Source organism: Mesorhizobium sp. B3-1-8 (assembly GCF_006439495.1).
GTDB lineage: Bacteria > Pseudomonadota > Alphaproteobacteria > Rhizobiales > Rhizobiaceae > Mesorhizobium.
The window spans coordinates 64107-83906 of the sequence record NZ_VFTK01000002.1 but is presented as its reverse complement, the minus strand read 5'-3'; the positions used below and the strand labels follow the sequence as shown (position 1 = coordinate 83906).

16 protein-coding genes are annotated in these 19800 nt (G+C 62.9%); 9 read left to right on the top strand and 7 right to left on the bottom strand.

Annotated features, from left to right (window positions below):
• Window positions 1-2 precede the first annotated feature (2 nt).
• The 4 genes from FJ424_RS02295 (at window position 3) to FJ424_RS02280 (ending at window position 4856) form a co-directional block, all read left to right on the top strand.
• Window positions 3-2267: a xanthine dehydrogenase family protein molybdopterin-binding subunit gene (locus FJ424_RS02295; protein ID WP_140652298.1), complete on the top strand. Its 2265-nt coding sequence runs from the start codon at window positions 3-5 to the stop codon at window positions 2265-2267.
• Window positions 2268-2315: 48 nt separating this feature from the next.
• A complete protein-coding gene (locus tag FJ424_RS02290; RefSeq protein ID WP_140652300.1) occupies window positions 2316-2561 on the top strand; it encodes a MoaD/ThiS family protein in 246 nt (81 codons plus the stop codon).
• Between the two features lie 218 nt (window positions 2562-2779).
• Complete coding sequence (locus tag FJ424_RS02285; protein WP_181181992.1) at window positions 2780-3895, top strand: DUF262 domain-containing protein; 1116 nt, start codon at window positions 2780-2782, stop codon at window positions 3893-3895.
• Entirely contained in the window at window positions 3885-4856 is a 972-nt protein-coding gene (locus tag FJ424_RS02280; RefSeq protein ID WP_140652304.1) for a hypothetical protein, read from the top strand. The genes FJ424_RS02285 and FJ424_RS02280 overlap by 11 nt, the downstream gene beginning before the upstream one ends.
• 317 nt (window positions 4857-5173) lie before the next feature.
• On the opposite strand, the gene FJ424_RS02275 is transcribed toward FJ424_RS02280, so the two are convergent.
• From FJ424_RS02275 to FJ424_RS02250, 6 genes are all read right to left on the bottom strand, one after another.
• A complete protein-coding gene (locus tag FJ424_RS02275; RefSeq protein ID WP_140652306.1) occupies window positions 5174-6718 on the bottom strand; it encodes an N-6 DNA methylase in 1545 nt (514 codons plus the stop codon).
• A gap of 158 nt (window positions 6719-6876) precedes the next feature.
• Window positions 6877-7299, bottom strand: a complete 423-nt coding sequence (locus FJ424_RS02270) for a DOPA 4,5-dioxygenase family protein (protein WP_140652308.1) — start codon at window positions 7297-7299, stop codon at window positions 6877-6879.
• 513 nt (window positions 7300-7812) lie between these two features.
• Window positions 7813-8811, bottom strand: a complete 999-nt coding sequence (locus FJ424_RS02265) for a nucleoside hydrolase (protein ID WP_140659998.1) — start codon at window positions 8809-8811, stop codon at window positions 7813-7815.
• 135 nt (window positions 8812-8946) lie between these two features.
• Window positions 8947-11016, bottom strand: coding sequence for an ABC transporter ATP-binding protein/permease (locus tag FJ424_RS02260; protein WP_140659999.1), 2070 nt, complete (start codon window positions 11014-11016; stop codon window positions 8947-8949).
• A 455-nt stretch (window positions 11017-11471) separates the two neighbouring features.
• Complete coding sequence (locus FJ424_RS02255) at window positions 11472-13445, bottom strand: GGDEF domain-containing phosphodiesterase (protein WP_140658504.1); 1974 nt, start codon at window positions 13443-13445, stop codon at window positions 11472-11474.
• A 145-nt stretch (window positions 13446-13590) separates the two neighbouring features.
• Window positions 13591-14358, bottom strand: a complete 768-nt coding sequence (locus tag FJ424_RS02250; RefSeq protein WP_140658502.1) for an alpha/beta hydrolase — start codon at window positions 14356-14358, stop codon at window positions 13591-13593.
• A 184-nt stretch (window positions 14359-14542) separates the two neighbouring features.
• Between FJ424_RS02250 and FJ424_RS02245 the strand changes: the two genes are divergently transcribed.
• The 4 genes from FJ424_RS02245 to FJ424_RS02230 all read left to right on the top strand — a co-directional run bounded on the left by FJ424_RS02245 (window position 14543) and on the right by FJ424_RS02230 (window position 18906).
• Window positions 14543-16090, top strand: coding sequence for a winged helix-turn-helix domain-containing tetratricopeptide repeat protein (locus FJ424_RS02245; RefSeq protein ID WP_140786344.1), 1548 nt, complete (start codon window positions 14543-14545; stop codon window positions 16088-16090).
• A 43-nt stretch (window positions 16091-16133) separates the two neighbouring features.
• Window positions 16134-17039: a GNAT family N-acetyltransferase gene (locus FJ424_RS02240; RefSeq protein ID WP_210239381.1), complete on the top strand. Its 906-nt coding sequence runs from the start codon at window positions 16134-16136 to the stop codon at window positions 17037-17039.
• A gap of 112 nt (window positions 17040-17151) precedes the next feature.
• Window positions 17152-18300, top strand: coding sequence for an amidohydrolase (locus FJ424_RS02235; protein ID WP_140658496.1), 1149 nt, complete (start codon window positions 17152-17154; stop codon window positions 18298-18300).
• 42 nt (window positions 18301-18342) lie between these two features.
• Window positions 18343-18906, top strand: a complete 564-nt coding sequence (locus FJ424_RS02230; protein WP_140658495.1) for a DNA-3-methyladenine glycosylase — start codon at window positions 18343-18345, stop codon at window positions 18904-18906.
• Here the strand turns inward: FJ424_RS02230 and FJ424_RS02225 are convergent.
• Window positions 18903-19208, bottom strand: coding sequence for an EthD family reductase (locus FJ424_RS02225; protein WP_348640101.1), 306 nt, complete (start codon window positions 19206-19208; stop codon window positions 18903-18905). The two genes, FJ424_RS02230 and FJ424_RS02225, sit on opposite strands and share 4 nt — an antisense overlap.
• Window positions 19209-19418: 210 nt before the next feature.
• Between FJ424_RS02225 and FJ424_RS02220 the strand changes: the two genes are divergently transcribed.
• A complete protein-coding gene (locus tag FJ424_RS02220; protein ID WP_140658491.1) occupies window positions 19419-19778 on the top strand; it encodes a hypothetical protein in 360 nt (119 codons plus the stop codon).
• Window positions 19779-19800: the final 22 nt, after the last annotated feature.

The following is a 19800-nucleotide window of genomic DNA, read 5'->3' as shown; positions in this document are numbered from 1 at the left end:
CCATGAATTTCGATCCGCGCTACTCCGGACGCAATTTCTCCTCGGTCGGCACGCGGCCGATCCGTCCCGACGGCATCGACAAGGTGACGGGACGCGCCCGCTACGGCGCCGACTTCAACATGGCCGGACAGCTGGTCGGCCGCGTGCTGCGCAGCCCGCATGCGCACGCCATCATCAAGAAGATCGACACCTCGAAGGCGGAAAAGCTCGCCGGCGTGAAGGCGGTGATCACGGCGAAGGACCTGCCGGACCTCACCGACGGCGATGCCGCCATGTACGACATCCTCGACAATTCGATGGCGCGCAAGAAGGCGCTCTATGACGGCCATGCGGTGGCCGCGGTGGCGGCGATCGACGCCCGCATCGCCCGCCAGGCGCTGAAGCTGATCGAGGTCGACTATGAGGTGCTGCCGCATGTGACCGACGTCGACGAGGCGGCGCACCACCACGCGCCGCTGATCAACGACCAGGTCTTCACCGAGGGGCTGGAGGAAAAACCGGCGAAACCCTCCAACGTCACCAAGCGCACGCAGTTCGGCCATGGCGATGTGCACAAGGGGTTTGCCCAGGCCGATTTCATCATCGAGCGCTCGTTCAAGACCGAGCAGACGCATCAGGGCTATATCGAGCCGCATGCCTGCGTGGCGAGCGTCAACCCGGACGGCACGGCGGATCTGTGGGTCTGCACCCAGGGCCATTTCGTCTACCGCCAGCACTGCGCGCAATTGCTTGGGCTCGAAGCCTCGAAGCTGCGCGTCACCTCGTCGGAGATCGGCGGCGGCTTTGGCGGCAAGACCCATGTCTGGGCCGAGCCGGTGGCGCTTGCCTTGTCCCGCAAGGCCGGCCGTCCGGTAAAACTGGTGATGACCCGCGACGAGGTGTTTCGCGCCTCCGGCCCGACCAGCGCCACCTCGATCGACGTCAAGATCGGCGCGAGGAAGGACGGCACCATCACCGCCGCGGAAGCGACGCTGCGCTACAGCTGCGGCCCCTATGCCGGCTCCTGGGCCGAGATCGGCGCGATGACGGCGTTCGCCTGCTACAAGCTCGAGAACGTCAAGACGGTCGGCTACGAAGTGCTGGTCAACCGGCCGAAGACGGCGGCCTATCGCGCGCCTTCGGCGCCGATGGCTGCCTTCGCGGTGGAAAGCTCGATCGATGAGCTTGCCCGCGAGATCGGCATGGATGCGGTGGACTTCCGCATCAAGAACGCCGCGCAGGAAGGCACCCGCGCCTCCTACGGCCCGGTCTACGGGCCGATCGGCATCGGGCCGACGCTGGAGGCGGTGAAGAAGCATCCGCACATGAAGGCGCCGCTGAAAGCCAACCAGGGGCGCGGCATGGCCTGCGGCTTCTGGTTCAACTTCGGCGGCCAGACCTGCACGGACTTGAACATCGGCATGGACGGCTCGGTGTCGCTGGCCGTGGGCACGGTGGATGTCGGCGGTTCCCGCGCCTCGCTGTCTCTGGTGGCGGCGGAGGAGCTCGGCATCGACTACTCCAACGTCAAGGCGATCGTCGCCGACACGTCTTCGCTGGGCTACAACGACATGACCGACGGCAGCCGCGGCACCTTTTCCTCCTCGATGGCGACGATCTCGGCCGCCCGCAACGCGATCAAGATTCTCAGGGATCGCGCCGCGCAGATGTGGGATATCCCGGTCGACGACGTGGTCTGGGAAAAGGGCCATGCCATCGCCAAGGGCGAGAAATACGGCAACCTGTCGCCGCTGTCGCTGAAGGACATCGCGGCCAAGTCGGGCACGACCGGCGGCCCGATCGCCGGCCATAGCGAGCTCGTCGCCGACGGCGCGGGCGTGTCCTTCGCCACCCATATCTGCGACATCGAGGTCGACCCCGAGACGGGTGCTGCCCGGGTGATCCGCTACACGGTGGTGCAGGATGCCGGCAAGGCGGTGCACCCGACCTATGTCGAGGGCCAGTACCAGGGCGGTGCCGCGCAAGGCATCGGCTGGGCGCTCAACGAGGAGTATATCTACGGCAAGGACGGGCGGCTGCAGAATGCGGGCTTCCTCGACTACCGCATCCCGGTCTGCTCCGACCTGCCGATGATCGACACGCAGATCCTGGAAATCCCCAACCCCAACCACCCCTATGGCGTGCGCGGCGTGGGCGAAACCTCGATCGTGCCGCCGCTGGCGGCGATCGCCAACGCGGTGTCGAACGCGGTCGGCGTGCGCATGACCCACATCCCGATGTCGCCGCCGCGCATCCTGGCGGCGCTGGAGGCGGAGCGGGAAGGCTGATGCTGAAAAGCGCGAAGCGGTTTTCGGCTCACACCCGATGAGGAACTAATGGTCGCCGTCACGCTCTGGGGCTCGCTCAGCGCCGTCGCCGGCGGCAAGGCCAAGCACGAGATCGAGGCCAAGGACATAAGGGAGCTGTTCCGCAAGCTGGCGGAACAGTATCCCGGGATCGAGCCGTGGATCGATCGCGGGATCGCGGTGGCGATCGATGGGGTGATTTATCGGGACACGTGGAGCAAGGAGTTGCCGGAGGGGGCGGAGATTTTTCTGCTGCCGCGGTTGGCGGGGGGGTGATGGGCCTACCTCCAACCTTCGACTGACTGCGTCAGCCCAACTGCCTACGCAAGTTTGTCCCACAAACTCCGCCCCAACCAATAGTTCTGACTTGGGTGGAGTTAGGCACAACGCATTTCGCAACAACTTCTACGATCTGCAACTTTCCCTTTTGCAACTATTTCTGGTTGATGTAACGTTACGGCCTACGTTGAAAAAATCTGGCTGGGGTTATCCATTTGCTGAAAATCAACAGGCGACCTGGGACTCAAGATATTTCCTGGTTTTTAGACCAGCATACTCTCGGCAGGCTCGACCTGTCACCGCCCTACCAGCGGCGAAGCGTCTGGACCCCAAAGGACCGAAGATATTTCTTGGACACACTGTTCCGTGGCTTTCCATGTCCTCCTATCTACCTGCACAAAACAATCGACCCGACCGGAGGCGCGGTCTTCCATATCGTCGATGGGAAACAACGGATTGAAACTATTATCCGGTTCTCTCAAGGAAAAGTTCGCATCCCAGAAAACTATGGAGATGATCGCCTAAACAACAAACGCTGGAAGGATATCCTTGCGGATACACCTCTACGAAACCAGTTTCTTAACTATCCTTTTGTTGTCGAATACTTCGATGAAGTGGATAGTACTGTCGTTAATGAAATATTCGAAAGGATGAATAAGAATTCTAGAAAACTTACTCAGCAAGAACTAAGAAATGCCCGGTATGACGGATGGTTCAGTAACGAGGTTGATCGCGAACTCGAGGAGCCTATCTGGCGAAGCCTTGGCATAGTGACTACCGGTCGAGCTCGGCGAATGGCGGATGCACAATTTATTGCAGAATTGTTCATGCTTTTGATTGATGAGAGCATCGTAGGATTCGACCATGGCTTGATTGACGAGGCCTATGCCAATTATGAGGATCCTGACAATCCCGATTTGGCCTTTAACAAGGAATCTTTTGCAGAGCGGCTGACTAAATCTCGATCCACGCTGCAAAAAATCTATGATGCAGACAATTCCGTCTCAACATTTTTGTCAAGCGTCTCCAATCTGTACTCTCTATGGGCCGTTCTAGTTCTCAACGAGGAAAGATTACCTACCGACGCGGAGCTAATCGGTAGGTACTTGAAGTTCGTTTCAGAGGTAGACGCAGTTGCGCAGCAAAAGAAAATTGAGAGGACTACGCCACCGCCAAATGAGCAGGCGCCCCAAACACCAGTAGATTATACAACAATAGCCTCCCCTGAAGCCCTAGAATACTTTGATGCAAATCAGAGCGCCACGACTGAATTTCCGCAACGCGCTAAGCGCTTTAGTGCACTTCACCGGGCTTTGAAAATTGAAAATTGACAAAGTAATAAGGGATGCCTACGACGATCAGCTAAAACTGAACAATCTCGTCGAACAAGTCGTAATAGCTCTACGGAACAAATTTCCTCCGGAGTGGCACTTTATTTCTAGACTTAAGTCTCTGGAAAGTTTTGCCCAGAAGATTGAAGCGGGACTGAGCCATTCAGAAATGATCATTGAAGATTTCTTCGCCTGCACGATTGTCGTTAGAAATTCGAAAGAGATCACACGGGCGACCGAGCTCGTCGAAAACGTATTTGACGTAATTGAAAGGCGACCTGCGAACAGCACAGCAACAAAAAGTCGGCCAACGGAATTTCATTTCGATGATCTTCGGCTTTATGCCTGCATAAAGGAGTCGTTCCGAGGACGACAACCTATCAATGATGTTCGCTTCGAAATTCAGGTCAAAACTTTCCTTCAGCACGCTTGGGCGATCGCCACACACGACCTGACATACAAGACCGACGAGGTCAGCTGGGCCAAACTTCGTGTTGCATCGCAGATACGCGCGATGCTGGAGCACGCCGAGTTATCTATCGACCAGTTTGATAAGCTAGCCGGCTCCGAAATTCTCGCCAAGGATCATAAGGAATTTCGCGAGGTTGCTGAAATCATCGCTCTATTACAAACCCATTGGGAGGCGGCCGCGCTTCCACGCGATCTTCAACGGTTGGCACAGACGATCAGATCTGCGTCTTTGACCTTCGACTTGCCTGTAAATTCGATGTTTGGTTATCTCGCCGATGAGAGAAGAAAAGGTGGCGGGGCAGCCAGCCTCGATCATTCTCCGTATGGCGAATTGATCCAAGCAGTACTGCGTCAACATACCTTCGATGGAGAAAAGCTACTTGATCGTGCCAAAAAAAATCGAAGGCTTGGCAAGATAATGGTCTCGCCCTCTATAGGGCTTCCATCTAGTCTCGAAAAATTGAAAGGCCTAGTTATCGATAATTATTGAGCCTTCCGCAGCCTGACATTGCGATAGCGGTGAAGGCTTCTTTTTATTTCCTGACATTTCATATGCAATTTTACGGAATGGTGAACGATATCTATCATCCATCCGATAGATTGTCCTCAGTTGGGCAATCCTCGAACTTCACCAGAAGAAATGGCGAGAGGACGTCATGTCGGCCAACGGAAAGTCTCAGCTGCGATTGATTCCTGGCCGTCAGCGATCCCACTTCAACCAAATACTGACGGGATGGCGGCAGATGATAAGCAACCATCTTGCGATTGTCGCGATGCAAAGTCCAATACCGCTGACGCTTTGATCAGTTAGCGCCGCCCGCGACGCACTTCGCGGCGCGCGTCTATTTCGCTGCGAAGTTGCTCGATCGTCTGCTCCCATTGCTTTCCCAAGAGGGGGGCGAGCAGGGCTTCGTCAGCAATCCTCGTCGCTTTGGCCATTTCGCCGGCACTGAGGGCCTTATTTGCCTTGTCAAACGCGGAATGTAGGTTTCGTCGGAAAGGCAAGATTGGAAACTTTCGGGCATCCTTCAGTTCGAATTTAAGCAGCCCGCCCCCATAGATTCGGCCGAGGCGTTCGGCCGCTAACTGCCCGAAGGTGGAGATCAGGCTCAAGCATGCCGTTAATCGCTGATCGACAGACACGTGTTCTGAGAACCGAACGCAGTGCAAAGTGTTGGTGCACCGAATATCTGTGGCAGCCAAGACCAGCCGGGGACCACGGTCGTTCATATAAGTGAAAATCGCATCACTTGACTTACCAACGTCAACCTTCCACCAAGGCGTGCGTTTCTTAAACCACAGAGTCGCTACGCGGCGACGCGCAGAGATTTTCGCAAGTTGGCGCCTGACGCCACCCCCCTTATTACCCAAGCTTTTCGGAGCCAACAGCCAGGTCTTTTCACCCTCCCGGGCAAGTTGCAGCAACTTCGCCCTGTCGATGGTGAGACCTGGAATATGCCAAGCCCGCGACACCATCGGCTGAAGATCGGATTTCCGGATCTTCAGTGTCTTGCGCTGTTCCTCATTTATTAGGAAGACGCTGTTGCACCCAGTGACGGCGCCGATGCTCAGCAACGCAATGGATCCGAGCGGGGTGCACTGATCGGCCAATTGCCCGTAAGCCACAGCCGATATCGGCAAAAGCCCAGCAGGGATTCCGTCTGCCGACCAGCGGGTCGGTTCAGGCAAGTGCGATGCCCCTTGATCGAACCCATCAGCGAGAAGGAGCGCGCCGCGCTCATCGGCTCCATTGACCCAAAGCGGGCGGTCCACAATTTCGCGAATTTCTACCTGCGCAAAGCGGCAACACAGCCTCTGGAGAGCAGCGCGCCCATAGTCGCTGAAGAGCGCAGACGCAGGGATCACTGAAGCTAGCCTTCCTCCCAAGCGGAGAAATTCCATTGCGTGAAAAAGGAAATGAACCCACAGACCCGCTGCACCAACGATATCGAAGCGCTTCCGAAGAACTGATCGCCTCGGCGCATCGAGATTATGATTTCTCGTGAATGGCGGATTTGCAAGGACTCCGTCGAAAAGCCCTGTGCTTGCGGGATCGAGTTGAAGAAAATCAACAGACCTCGCTTCGGACCGAGCTCCTAGCCGCGAACCGATCGCCTCTATGACCGCTGGATTAATATCACATACGGTGAAACGAACGCTTGGATATTCGTGCACACGCTGTGCTTGCCGACAGGCAGCATCGATTAGCGCGCCTTCTCCCACACTTGGCTCGAGAATACGTTCAGTACCCGTGCGGACCAGCCACTGAGCAAGCGCATCGGCAAGCGTAGCCGGTGTATAGTAAGCGCTGAGGCTTTTCGCTGATGAATCACGATTGGCAGGTAATGACATGCGCGATGACTAACATCACTTCAAAACATTGTCTCGAGGGATTTGCGTTGCGAGTCTCGTTGGCCGAATTGCACATCAGCTGCTTGCTGCAATGAGTTCGTCGGATCATAGCATCGACTGGCTGACTAGCGGCCCCCACCAGTCAGGTCTTTGCCCCCTCACGCCCCCAGCGTCGGCTCCGTGTTCACCTCCAGTGCCTCTTCCGCCTCATCCTCCTCGCCCAGCACCTCGCCATGCACACCGAGCGCGCGGCCGATCCAGATCGGGTCGATCAGGTGGTCGCGCTTGGGGTTGGTGGTGTTGGGGTGGATGAGGATGCTCAGGCCGCCATGGTTCAGCATCAGCCAGGGAACCAGCGTGGCGAAGATCCCGGTGGCGAAGGAGACCTGGTACATGGCCTCAGCGTGCGGGCCGACCGGCTCGTCGCGCCAGTTGCCGAGCCGCACGCGAAAACGCTCGCCGATGCGCTGGCGCAGCCATTCGGCTTGCCGCCGCTGCGCCGCATCGCCATAGTAGATGTGGGCGTGGTAGCTGGCGATCTCCGCAAGCGGTCTTGGATCATGTGGCGTGTCGTCGGTCATCGCGCTGCTCCCCTCCCCGGTGGTTCCGGTCTGTCGTGTGGAACTCTAGGCGGTTCTTCGTTGCCTGGAAACGGCGAGCCGCTCTACAGACTGTTTAGCATCGGCGTGTTTGGCGCGTGATCGCAGACGCCGGCGCCGCCCCCGCTCCGTCTCGGCGCTGCGCGCCGAGCCACCTCTCCCCCCACTTTGTCTACGCCATGCACACATCTTCTGTGACTGGCGCGACTGATCAGGCCGAGGCTTGATTGCCACGTGGTTCCCCCAATCCGTCGCTGCTTCGCAGCGCCACCTTTCCCCCTCCGGAGGGAAAGGAAGGGAGCCTTGCTGGACGGGCGTTGACGGCAAAACCCCGTCGATCGGGGGAGAGGTGGCTCGGCGAAGCCGAGACGGAGTGGGGGTCGACCAGTGCTGCATAAGACAATGCATGCGCCAAGCTGCCATACACGCTATCGCCAAAGGCCAGCCGCGTGGAACGTGTGCATGCCGTAGCCCATTTCATGGGGGCGAGGAACGCTAACCGCCAAGGCCGCGGCCTCGGCCGGCCTTCTTGCCGCTCAGCCGCTCGACCGCGTCGACGATCAGGTCGCAGAATTTTTGATGGTCGAGCTTCATCGCCACGCTGTGGCGGAAGTTCACCTGCTCGCTCGCCGTGCCGCCGAAATGGCGCATGCCGCCCATCTTCTCGAAATTGCAGACTGTCATGCCCCTGGTCCAGCGTCCGGCGGTCTCGACGCGGATGTCGGCCTTCTGCGTGGTGAAGACGCTTGCGTCGATCATGGCCGCCACGCAGCAGGCGTCGTGGACGGCGGGATATTCGATCTGCAGGAGGCCGCCATGCGTGGTGGCGATGAATTCCCAGATATCGAGGATGAACTTGGCGATCGAGCCGCCGACGGCGCGCACCCTGTCCTGCAGCTCAGGGATGGCCAAAGCCTGGTGCGTGAGGTCCAGCCCCACCATGGTGACGTCCCAGTCGGCGCGGAACACGACGTCCGCGGCCTCCGGGTCGGCGTAGACGTTGAACTCGGCCGCGGGCGTGATGTTGCCGCGCGTGAAGCTGCCGCCCATCGCCACCACCTTCTTCACCCGGCCGACGATGCGCGGGTCCTTGCGGGCCGCGAGCGCGATGTTGGTGTAGGGACCGACCGGCACCAGCGTGACGGTGTTCGGCTCATGCGCCATAACCGTGTCGATGATGAAGTCGACGGCATGCCGCCTGTCGAGATCGAACGAGGCCGGCGGCAGCTCGGGGCCGTCGAGCCCGGTCTCGCCATGGATCTCGATCGCCAGCACCTGATCGCCGACCAAAGGGCCGGGCGAGCCCTTCGCCACCGGCACCTCGATGCCATAGGCCGTGCAGGTGGCCAGCGCGTTGCGCGTGGTGTTCTCGACATTGTGGTTGCCCGAAACCGTGGTGATGCCGAGAAGGTCGATGTTCGGGTTGCCGGCCGCAAGCAGGATGGCGATGGCGTCGTCGTGCCCCGGGTCGCAGTCCAGGATGATCTTTTCCATGGTTCCTCCCTGCGGCGATTACAGACTGGGGGGTGTTGCGGCGTCAAGGTTCGTCGGTTGGCACAAAGGCGGGTGCAACATCGCGGATGCCGGCGCTGCCCCCCGCTGGCGATTACGCGCCACGTTAGAGTGCCCCTACCCCTTGCTGCCATTCCCGCCGCTGCCCCACAGTGCGCGCTGCAGCAGGCCCCGCGCGCGCTTCTTCGGCGCGAGCTCGACGTCGCTGACCAGCCGCGCCCCGTCCTGGCGCCGTTCCAGCGTGATCTTTCGCGTGTGGAAGGCTTCCAGCTCGGCGCGATGCGCGACGCTGATGATGGTGACCTGGGGCAGTTCCTTGATCACCGTCCGCATCATCTTGTCCTGGCTCTTCTCGTCCAGCGCCGAGGTCGCTTCGTCGAGCACCACGATATCCGGCGCGTGCAGCAGCAGGCGGGCGAAGGCCAGGCGTTGCTTCTCGCCGCCCGACAGCGTCTGGTCCCAGGGCGCCTCTTCCTCCAGCCGGTCCTTCAAATAGGAGAGGCCGACCTTGTCGAGGGCAGCGTCGATCTCTTTCGTCTTCCAGTTGTCGGCGGCGGCGGGATAGGCGGTGGCGCGGCGCAGCGTGCCGGACGGGATGTAGGGACGCTGCGGCAGCATGAACAGCCGCTTGCCGGGGTGGAAATCGACGCTGCCGCTGCCCCAGGGCCAGAGACCCGCGATGGCGCGCACCAGCGTCGACTTGCCCGAACCGGATTCGCCCGAGACCAGCACGCGCTCGCCGGGCTCGATCATCACCTCGGTTTCCTTGACCACGGCGGTGCCGTCGTCGAGCGTCACGGAAAGATCGTTGAGGCTGAGCATCGCCCCGTCTTCGGTCTCGCCGCGCTGGATGCGGCCGAGCTTGTCGTTCTCTTCGGCGCGCTCCAGCCCGTCCAGCGACATCATCAGCGAGGCGATGCGGTGGGCCGACGCGTTCCAGTCGGCCAGGCGCGGATAATTGTCGACCAGCCAGCCGAAGGCGCCCTGCACGATGGCGAAGGCGGAGGCCGCCTGCATCACCTGGCCCAGCGACATCGAGCCGTCGAGGAATTTCGGCGCGCACAGAAGCACCGGCACCACCGGCGCGAACAGGCTGGAGCCTTGCGAGACCAGTGCCGTGCGCATGTGCTGGCCGGTGAGCCGCGCCCAGCGGCCGAGCACGCCGGCGAAGGTGCGGTCGATGCCGGCGTTCTCCTCCTCCTCGCCGCCGAGCAGCGCGATGCTCTCGCCGTTTTCGCGCACGCGCGTCAGCACGTAGCGGAACTCGGCCTCGGCCTGGTTCTTGTCCTCGGAAAGCTGGACGAAGCGGCGGCCGATGGCGAACATCGAGGTCGAGGTGATCGCCGCGTAGATGACCGCGGTGACGACGAGGAAGCCGGGCACGGTGATGGTGGAGCCACCCAGCGTAAAACTCAGCGCGCCGCCGATCGTCCACAGCACCACGATGAAGGTCGAGGCCGACAGGAAGGCGTTGAGGACGCCGGCGATGAAATCGACCGGCGATTCGGTGGCGATGCGCAGGTCCTCGGTCAGGCGGGCCTCGGGGTTGGCATGGTCGCCCTTGACGAGGTTGAGCTGGTAGTAGCGGCCGCTGGCCAGCCAGCGCTGGATGACGGCCGTGGTCAGCCAGGAGCGCCAGCGCCGCTGCATGGTCATGCGCAGGTAGACTTGCGCGACCACCAGGCTGATGCTGCCGGCGACCAGCGGCAGGAAGATGCCGCTCAGCCAATAGACGGTGTGGGCGTCGCGCTGCTCGATGGCGTCGAAGATTGCGCGGTTCCAGCGATTGATGCCGTACTGGAACCCGACATTGACGCAGATCAGCGTGAGCAGCCCGATCGTCAGGGGCCAGGCGAGCCTGTCGCCGTGCAAACCCCAATAGCCGCGACCGCTGATCCAGAAGCGCCGCAAAAGGTATTTCTTGCGCGCCCGCTCGGCTTCCTCCGGCGAAAGCGCGGGACCCGGCTCGGCGGCCTCCGGCGGCGGCGACCCGGCATGGCCGATGGCTTCCGGTGCTGCTTCGGCGGGCGCCTTTTGCCCAGGCGCCTTGGGCGGGGCTTCGCTTGGCTTGGGCGGCTTCTCCTGCCGCGCCTTCGGCTTCCCTACCCGCTTCTGCGGGCGCGATTGGCGGACCCCACGCGGAGTGGCGGCGCCTGCAGGCGCCGGTTTGACTTTGGCCTTGGGCATCGCGCGACAACGGCCCAAAAATCAAAAGGTTTCATGCGGGCCGCCCAGGCCAATCGCCGGGGGCGCTCCCCTCTCCGTCTCGGCTTCGCCGAACCACCCCGCCTTTGGCGGGGGCGAGGAACCGCATGCATTGTCTAATGTAGCGCTGGTCGACCCCCACTCCGTCTCGGCTTCGCCGAGCCACCTCTCCCCCGATCGACCGGGTAGAGGAAAGGCGCCAAGCTTTTTTGCCGTCAACGCCCGTCCAGCAACGCTCCCTTCCTTTCCCTCCGGAGGGGGGAAAGGTGGCGCTGCGAAGCAGCGACGGATTGGGGGAACCACGTGGCAATCAAGCTCAGGTCGATCAGTCACGCCCGTCACACCCTCGGAGCGCTCCGCCGCTCCGAGTGCCGCGCCTCACGGCAACCCTACCCTTTCGAGGCTGCTTGCCTGCTGGGTCACGGGCGAGCGACCCATCACGCGGCGTTGCCGCTGCGAGGATTGCGCAACGGCTCGAAAATAACCTCAGCGGCAGCGGCGTCGAAGGCCAGCGCGTCGCGCATCGGCAGCGCCGCCGAAAACAGATAGCCCTGCGCGATCATGCAGCCCAGCGAGCGCAGGATCATGCGGTCGGCGTCGGTCTCGATGCCCTCGGCCATCACCTCTATCCCAAGTGTCCGGCCAAGGCCGATGACCGCCTCGACGAGCGCCTGGTCTTCGACGGATTTCGCCAGGTCGCGGACGAAATCCTTGTCGATCTTGATCTTGCGGATGCGGCTGTCCTTCAGCGACACCAGGGTCGAGAAGCCGGTGCCGAAATCGTCGAGCACGATCGATATGCCGGCATCCGCCAGGTGCCCGACCTTTTCGTCGACCCGGTCGCGGTCGACCGGCGCCTCTTCGGTGATCTCGATCTCGAGCATCGCGGCGGGCACATTGTTCGCCCGCAGGCCGGTAAGGATCATGTCGTCGACATTGCCGGCCTCGAGCTCGCGTGGCGAAAGGTTCATCGCGACCCGAACATCGCCGCGCCCCTGCTTCACGAGTTCACCGATCATGGCGCAGCAGTTGAGGAACACCGTCTCGGTAAGAAGCGAAAGCAGGCCGGTTTCGCGCGCGGCGGTGACGATCTCGGGCGGCGAGATGGCGCCATGGACGTCATGATGCCAGCGCAGCAGCGCCTCGAAGCCGACGACCGCGCTGCTGTCGAGCCGCACCAGCGGCTGGAACCAGGAGCAGAGCCGGCCTGCCTCGATCGCGCCGCGCAGGTCGCGCTCGATGCGGTTCTTGCGTTCCAGCGCGGCGTCGAGCCCCGCGTCGAACAGGCAATATTCGTTCCTGCCGCCGCGCTTGGCCGCGTAGAGCGCGAAATCGGCCTTGAGCAGCATTTCCGTCAGACGCGGCTTTTCCGCCTGATAGATGCCGATCGAGGCGCCGACGCGCACCGAATTCAGCTCCGGATCCGGATTGGCGATGGCCGCGATGATGGCCGACGCAAGCTCGCCGGCCTGCTTGGGACACCTGTCGGCGGAGAAAAGCAGCACGAACTCGTCGCCGCCGATGCGCGCGATCGTAGCGCCCCGCGGGGCGTGGTCCTCGATCCGGCGCGCCACCTTGACCAAAAGGTCGTCGCCAATGTTGTGGCCATAGGTGTCGTTGACGGATTTGAAGCCGTCGAGGTCGATCAGCATGGCGACGAACGGGCCGTCGGAAAGCCCGAGCTTGGCGATCGCCTGCTCCAGCCCGTAGCGGTTGAGAAGGTTGGTCAGCGGGTCCCGCCTGGAATTGCGCTCCATCTCGGCGGCGAATTCGCGCGCCTCGTATTTGAGGCGGCTGGTCTCGCGGAAACGGGACTGTCCGAGCAGCGCGCTCCTGATCATGCCGCCGAGAAAAAGCAGGATCGTGAAGGCGAGCACGCCATTTTCGACGCCGCCTTTCGCGAACACGCAGCCGGCGGCGGTGAGAAGCGGCAGCACGATGAAGTTGATCGAAGCCGGCACGTAGGAGGTCCCATAAGTGACCGAACCGGCCGAGGTGCCGGCAAGCACAATCAGATAGAGCGGCGCCTGCGGCGTGGTGTATCCGTCGCTGAGCAGCGCCAGGAAAGACCAGGCGACGCCCGAGGCCAGCGCCAGCAGGCCATAGAGGGAAAGCCGCGCACCCACCGCCTCCGGCCTGTCGTCGGCAGCATCCGACTGAACAGCGGCAAGCACCACACGCGCGCCATTGATCAAGGCGATCGCGATAAACCACAGCACCGCGGCAAGGCCGCCGCCCGACAAGAGCTGCACCGCCAGGATCAGGGCCGAGAGCACCGTGCCTATGGGCATCGAGATGAAGACGCACTTGCTCAGATCCGCAAGCTGGTCGCGCAGGATGCCTGCTTCCACGGCTTCGCTGCGTCCCTCGGAGGAGAGACCTGCAACCAGCCGCTCATCATGCCCTGTCATAGCCATAGTGGTTAGGCGAGCGGAATGAAAATCGTGTTAAGGATTTCAGCGGTTTACGGTGCATTTCTCGATCAGGGGCCGGCGCGGCAGCCGGAAAGCCCGGGCGCCGCCAGGCGTCCGGGCTGTTCGCAAGGATAAAGCGGTTTCAGTTTTTCGCGGCGGCGGCCTTTTCGATAAGGTCGGCGACGGCCTTGGGGTTGGAGACGTAGACGGCGTGGCTGCCGGCCACTTCCACCGTCGTCGCCTTGGCGCGGCTGGCCATCTGGCGCTGCGCCGGCGGCGGGATCATGTGGTCGTCGGTGGCGACGAGGTACCATGACGGCTTCACCTTCCAGGCCGGCTGGGTGACCTTGCCTTCGAGCGCCGCCACACCCCACGGAACCTGCGAGTCGGCCATGAAGGACGCGAGTTCGGGCTTGACGTCGGCGGCGAAGGAGGCGGCGAACTTCGCCTTGTCCAGCATCAGGAAGCCGTCGACGGGCGGCAGGATCGGGGGCACCGGAGCGCCAGCAGGCGGGTTGGCGATCAGCGAGGAGACCGACTCGCCGGCGTCCGGCGCGAAGGCGGCGATATAGACGACGCTCTTCACCTTGGGATCGGTGCCGGCTTCCGACACCACGACGCCGCCATAGGAATGGCCGACCAGGATGACGTCGCCCTTGGCGGCGGCGATGGCGCGCCTGGTGACGGTGACGTCGTCGGCCAAGGAGGTGGTCGGGTTCTGGACGATGGTGACGTCGTAGCCGTCCTTCTTCAACTGCTGGTAGACGCCGTCCCAGCCCGAGCCGTCGACGAAGCCGCCATGGACGAGGACGACGGATTTCGCTGGCTCGGCCTTGGCCGCGAAGGTTGCCGATGCGGTTGCGCCGAGAGCGAGCGCGGCGGAAGCGATGATTGCTGCGGTGGTCGACATTTTGAGTTCTCCTGTTTCAAAGTTGTTTGCGTTGCTTGCAAGAGGACTATGCGACGGCGCGGCCGGGCTCGCTTTCAGGCGGCCTTCAGGACTTCTTGATTTTCCCTTGAGATCGCTTTGATTTTGCGTGCCCGACGCGATTAGAGTGTCCCCATATTCACGGCGCGGCCCGGAGCAATTGATTTTGGCGTATTATTTCGAGGACTTTGCACTGGACGGCGACCGGCGCGAATTGCGCCGCGGCAGCGACCTGATCGCCGTCGAGCCGCAAGTGTTCGATCTTCTGCAATATCTGATCCGCAACCGCGACCGGGTGGTGAGCAAGGACGACCTGGTCGACGCCGTGTGGCAGGGCCGCATCGTTTCCGACGCGACTTTGGCCAGCCGCGTCAACGCTGCCCGCAATGCCCTCCAGGACAGCGGCGAGCAGCAGCGGCTCGTCCGAACCATCCTGCGCCGCGGCTTTCGCTTCGTCGGCAGCGTGCGCGAGGAAGGCGGGGCGCAGCCGCTCCCTTCGGTAGAGGAGCCGCCCTGCCCCGAGCCTTCCGCCCGCCCGTCGATCGCCGTGCTGCCCTTCCAGAACATGAGCGGCGATCCGGAACAGGATTATTTCGCCGACGGCATGGTCGAGGACATCATCACCGGTCTGTCGCGTATCCGCTGGCTGTTCGTCATCGCGCGGAATTCGAGCTTCACCTACAAGGGCCGCGCTGTGGACGTGAAGCAGGTCGGGCGCGAGCTCGGCGTGCTTTATGTGCTGGAAGGGTCGGTGCGCAAGGTGGGCAACCGCGTGCGCATCACCGGACAGCTCATCGATGCCGAGGACGGCAGCCATCTGTGGGCCGAGCGATACGATCGCGACCTCACCGACGTGTTCGCGCTGCAGGACGAGATCACCATCTCCGTGGTGGCGGCGATCGAGCCCAACCTGCGCCGGGCCGAGATCGAACGCGTCAAGCGCCAGCGGCCCAACAGTCTCGATGCCTACGACCTTCTGCTACGGGCGCTCCCCGCCGTCTACACTTTCATGCCGCAAGGTGCGGCCAAGGGCCTGCCGCTGCTCGACCAGGCTCTGGCCATCGAGCCGACCTACGCACTCGCCCACGGCTTTGCCGCGTGGGCACACCAGACCCTGTTCATCCGCGGCGGTCTCAAAGCAGAGCATCGCGACAGGGCGGCCCGCCACGCTCATGCGGCGATCGAACATGGGTCGGGCGACGCCATGGCGCTGGCCTTGGCCGGCTTCACCATCGGTCTGGTCGAGCATGACCGCAGGCTTGCCGACGAGGCGTTTGCCGCGGCGCTTTTGCTCAGCGCCTCCTGCGCCTTCGTCTATGCCTTCGGCTGCGTGCCGGTGGCCTATGGCGGCGATGCGGCACGCGCCATCGCCTGGTGCGAGCAGGCGATGCGGCTCTCGCCGCTCGACGCCATGAGCTGCGTGCCGCAAGGCATTATCGGCTTCGGCAATTTTCTGTCTGGCCGGCATGAACAAGCCATCATTGCCGGCCGCCGCGCGGTAGAGATGACCCCGGGCTTCAGCATCCTGCATGGCTGGCTAGCGGCGCCGCTGGCCAGGGTCGGGCGGATCGAGGAGGCAAAGGCCTCCGCCAGGCGGCTGATGGCGCTCGATACGCATTTCACGATCAGCGGCTGGACGGCGGCCGTCGGGATTGCGCCTGGGATTATCGATGAGGTGACCGACGCGCTGCGGCTCGCGGGGCTGCCGGAATAAACGGTGGAGCATGGACACTCTTGGCCCGACCGAGCTCAGGCTGATGCAGGGCCTCGCCCAGGACGTGACGGCGCTGTGGCCGGAACTGCTTAACGGCGATGCGACAATCGGCGAATTGGCCTGGGTCTGGGCCAAGGATTTCGATGCGCTCAGCCCCTTCTGGCGGCATCGGCTGTGGTTCGTGGATGGGCGGCTGGCGGCATGGGGATGGGCCTGCCTGCCCCATCGGGTGCCGCCCGGCGGCGGCACGGTGCACGAGGTCGAGACCGCCAATCTGATCTGGCAGACGCATCCGCACCGCGCCGCGCTGCTCGGTGAAATCCTAGACTGGTACGATGAGGTCGCCGGCGATGTCGACCAGCTGCTGACGGTGCAATCCGCCGACATCGAGGCGCAGCGGATTGTCGCCGCACATGGCTATGCCTTCGATGCGGAAGCCGGCGCGGATGACGTATCCTGGGTGCAGTTCAACACGCGGGAATTGACCGATGTGCCCGATCCAGCGCTGCCCGAAGGCTTCCGGTTCCTGAACGCGAACGACGTGCCGCCGACCGACGCGGTAGAGGCGCATCGCCGGGCCTGGCACGCGTCGCGTTTCAGCGAGGCGGCGTTCGAGCGCGTACGGCGGACCTGGCCGTACCGGGGCAACCTGCATGTGCTCATTGCCGCGCCCGACGGCACGCTGGCCGCCACCGCGATCATCTGGCTGGACGAGACGATGCGGACCGCCGAATTCGAACCGGTCGGCACGCATTGCGATTTTCGCCGACGCGGACTGGGCACCGCCTTGCAATTGCACGGCATGCGGCTGGCGAAAGCCGCGGGCGCCACGCGCATGTTGGTCGCCTGCCGCGGCGCCCCGGCTGATCCGGCCGCCCGGTATATGCATTACGGCGTCGGCTTTCGCCCGATCAGCCGCGACCTGCCGCAGGTGAAGGTGGTCAGATAGCGGCATTGATTTTGCGAAGGCCGATGGACCATCGGAATTGATCGACATGGCACGGCGCGGGAAAAACCCTATCGTGTTTGTGTGACCGGCAAGCCAATCGGAGCCCCAACCCATGACCCTCACCAATCGAGACATCGTCGAGCTGACCGAATGGCGACGCAAGCTGCACCGCCAGCCGGAAATCTCGAACGAGGAGGAGAAGACGGCGAGCGAGGTCGTCGCCTTCCTCGCCGATACGGGGCCGGACAAGGTGCTGACAGGGCTCGGCGGCCATGGCGTGGCGGCGGTCTATGACAGCGGACATGCCGGGCCGACGGTGCTGTTCCGATCGGAGCTCGACGCGCTGCCGATCGAGGAGCTTTCGGGCGTCGCGCATGCCTCGCAGGTGCCAGGCAAGTCGCATATGTGCGGCCATGACGGGCACACCGCGATCCTGGCGGCGCTCGGCCGTCAGTTCGGGCGCGAAAGGCCGGCACGCGGCCGCGTCGTCTTGATGTTCCAGCCGGCCGAGGAAACCGGCAACGGCGCGGCCGGCGTTGTCGCCGATCCGCGCTTCGGCGAGATTCAGCCTGATTTTGCGTTTTCGCTGCACAACCTGCCGGGCGTGCCGTTCGGCGAGGCGCGGCTGAAGGCCGGCACCGTCAACTGCGCCTCGCGTGGCATGCGCATCGTGCTCGAGGGCAAGACCGCGCATTCCTCGATGCCGGAAACCGGCACCTCGCCGATGCCGGCGGTGAGCGAGCTGATGCCGGCGCTTCCAGCGCTCGGGCGCGGGACCTTCACTGATGAGGATTTCGGCATGGTGACCGTCACCCATTGCGTGATGGGCGAAGCCGTGTTCGGCATCGCGCCCGGCTATGCGGAAGTGTGGGCGACGCTGCGCACCCGCCGCGACGAGCGCATGGCCGAACAGGTCGCCGCCGCGGAAGCGCTTGCGGCAAAAATCGCCGCCAGGCACGGCCTTGCCGTGCGCTTCGACTATCACGAAATCTTCGTCGCCAGCGTCAACGCGCCGGACGCGGTGGAGCATCTCAACCGCGCGCTCGACGAGGAAGGCGTTTTACGCAGCGAAGAGACGCTGCCGATGCGCGCCTCGGAGGATTTCGGCATTTTCGGCCACAATGCCAGGTCGGCGATGTTCTTCCTCGGCGCCGGCGAGCGAACCCCCTCGCTGCACAATCCCGACTATGATTTCCCCGACGATCTCATCCCGATCGGCTCGCGCATCTTCATGCGCACGGCGCGCAATCTTTTGGGTTGAGCGGCGCGCCAAAGATGGCCTGCCCGATCGACGTCAATCACCATGCCATTTAGTGCTGGCTCCGCCGCCGACTTCTTCGCCCGCGACGCGGTTGTCGTGGCACGCGCGCTGATCGGCGCGAGGCTCGAGCTCAGTGGCGTCGGCGGCATCGTCGTCGAAACCGAGGCGTACCGGCCCGACGACCCGGCCTCGCACAGCTTTCGCGGCCGCACGCCGCGCAACGCGCCGATGTATGGCGTGCCCGGCACCGCTTACGTGTACCGCTCCTACGGACTGCATTGGTGCCTGAACGCGGTGTGCCTGCCGGGCAGCGCGGTGCTGATCCGCGCCATCCAGCCACAATCCGGTATCGCCGCCATGCGCGCGCGGCGCGGAATGGATGACGAGCGGCTGCTCTGCTCAGGCCCCGGCAAGCTTTGCCAGGCGCTGGGCATCGACGGCTCGCACAACCGGCTGCCGCTGACCGCGCCACCTTTCGAATTCGCCCGTTCCGAAGCCGACCCGGCCGCGATCCTTGCCGGTCGCCGGATCGGCCTGACCAAAGGCGTGGAAGCCGAGTGGCGCTTTGGCCTCGGCGGATCGGCCTATCTCAGCCGCAGGTTCTAAACTTCACTGCTGTCGAAAATGAACATCTGAACGCCCGACTCGTCAGATGCGTAAAGCCGGCGATCAGCGCCCGCCGCTTTTCCTTCCGGGCTCGCGAAACCCTTCTTCATGGCGTCGAGATCGTCGAAATGCAGCATCCCGATCAGGTAGACGTCGGGTGGTCCGGCCAGCACCGTGATAGGCCCGCGGCTGACCTCGTATTTCCTGAGACCCGGAATTTTCTTGGCAAGCGGTATGTGCGTCTCGAAATAATGCTTGTCGAACGCCTGCGCGTCCGCCGGCTGCTTGTAGATGACGATCATTCCAGCCATTGCGGTTCTCCTTTTTGCGGTGGACGAACAAAGGACGAAATGGCGGGTGGAAATGGAACGGGGCGTTGAAAAAGAATCCGGGAACCGGGCTCGAAGTGCGACGATGCGGCCCTCGGTCCTTCCATCCGCTTTCGAGCCGTCTCGCTTGTGCGAAGACGCGTTCCGTGTAGTCTTCGCCCTAAATTAGCAGAGACTCAAACGATGAGAATTGCGGTGATCGTCGCGCTGAGCGCGGCAGCGGCTGGGTGCGTATCCTCCCCAGTCGACTATGGCGCCTCGCTTCCCCAGCAGGATCCGAAATGGGCGTCGCCGGAATGCCAGCAGGCCCGCACGGCGGCCTCGGATTACGCCACCCGCGAGAAGCAGAACCCCGGCTGGGGCTTCGGCGTGCTGGTTGGCCCCTACAGCATGGGGCTCGTCGCGGCCGCCAAGGAGCACGAGCAGCAGCAGCGACGGCTGCTCGCCCGCCAGATACACCTGCAGTGCTCGAGCCAGCCGCTGCCGAAGGAACTGGATGTCGATCCGTCGACCTACGCGCCGAAGAAGACGCATTATCCGTAGGCGGTGGGCCGCGGCCCGGTTT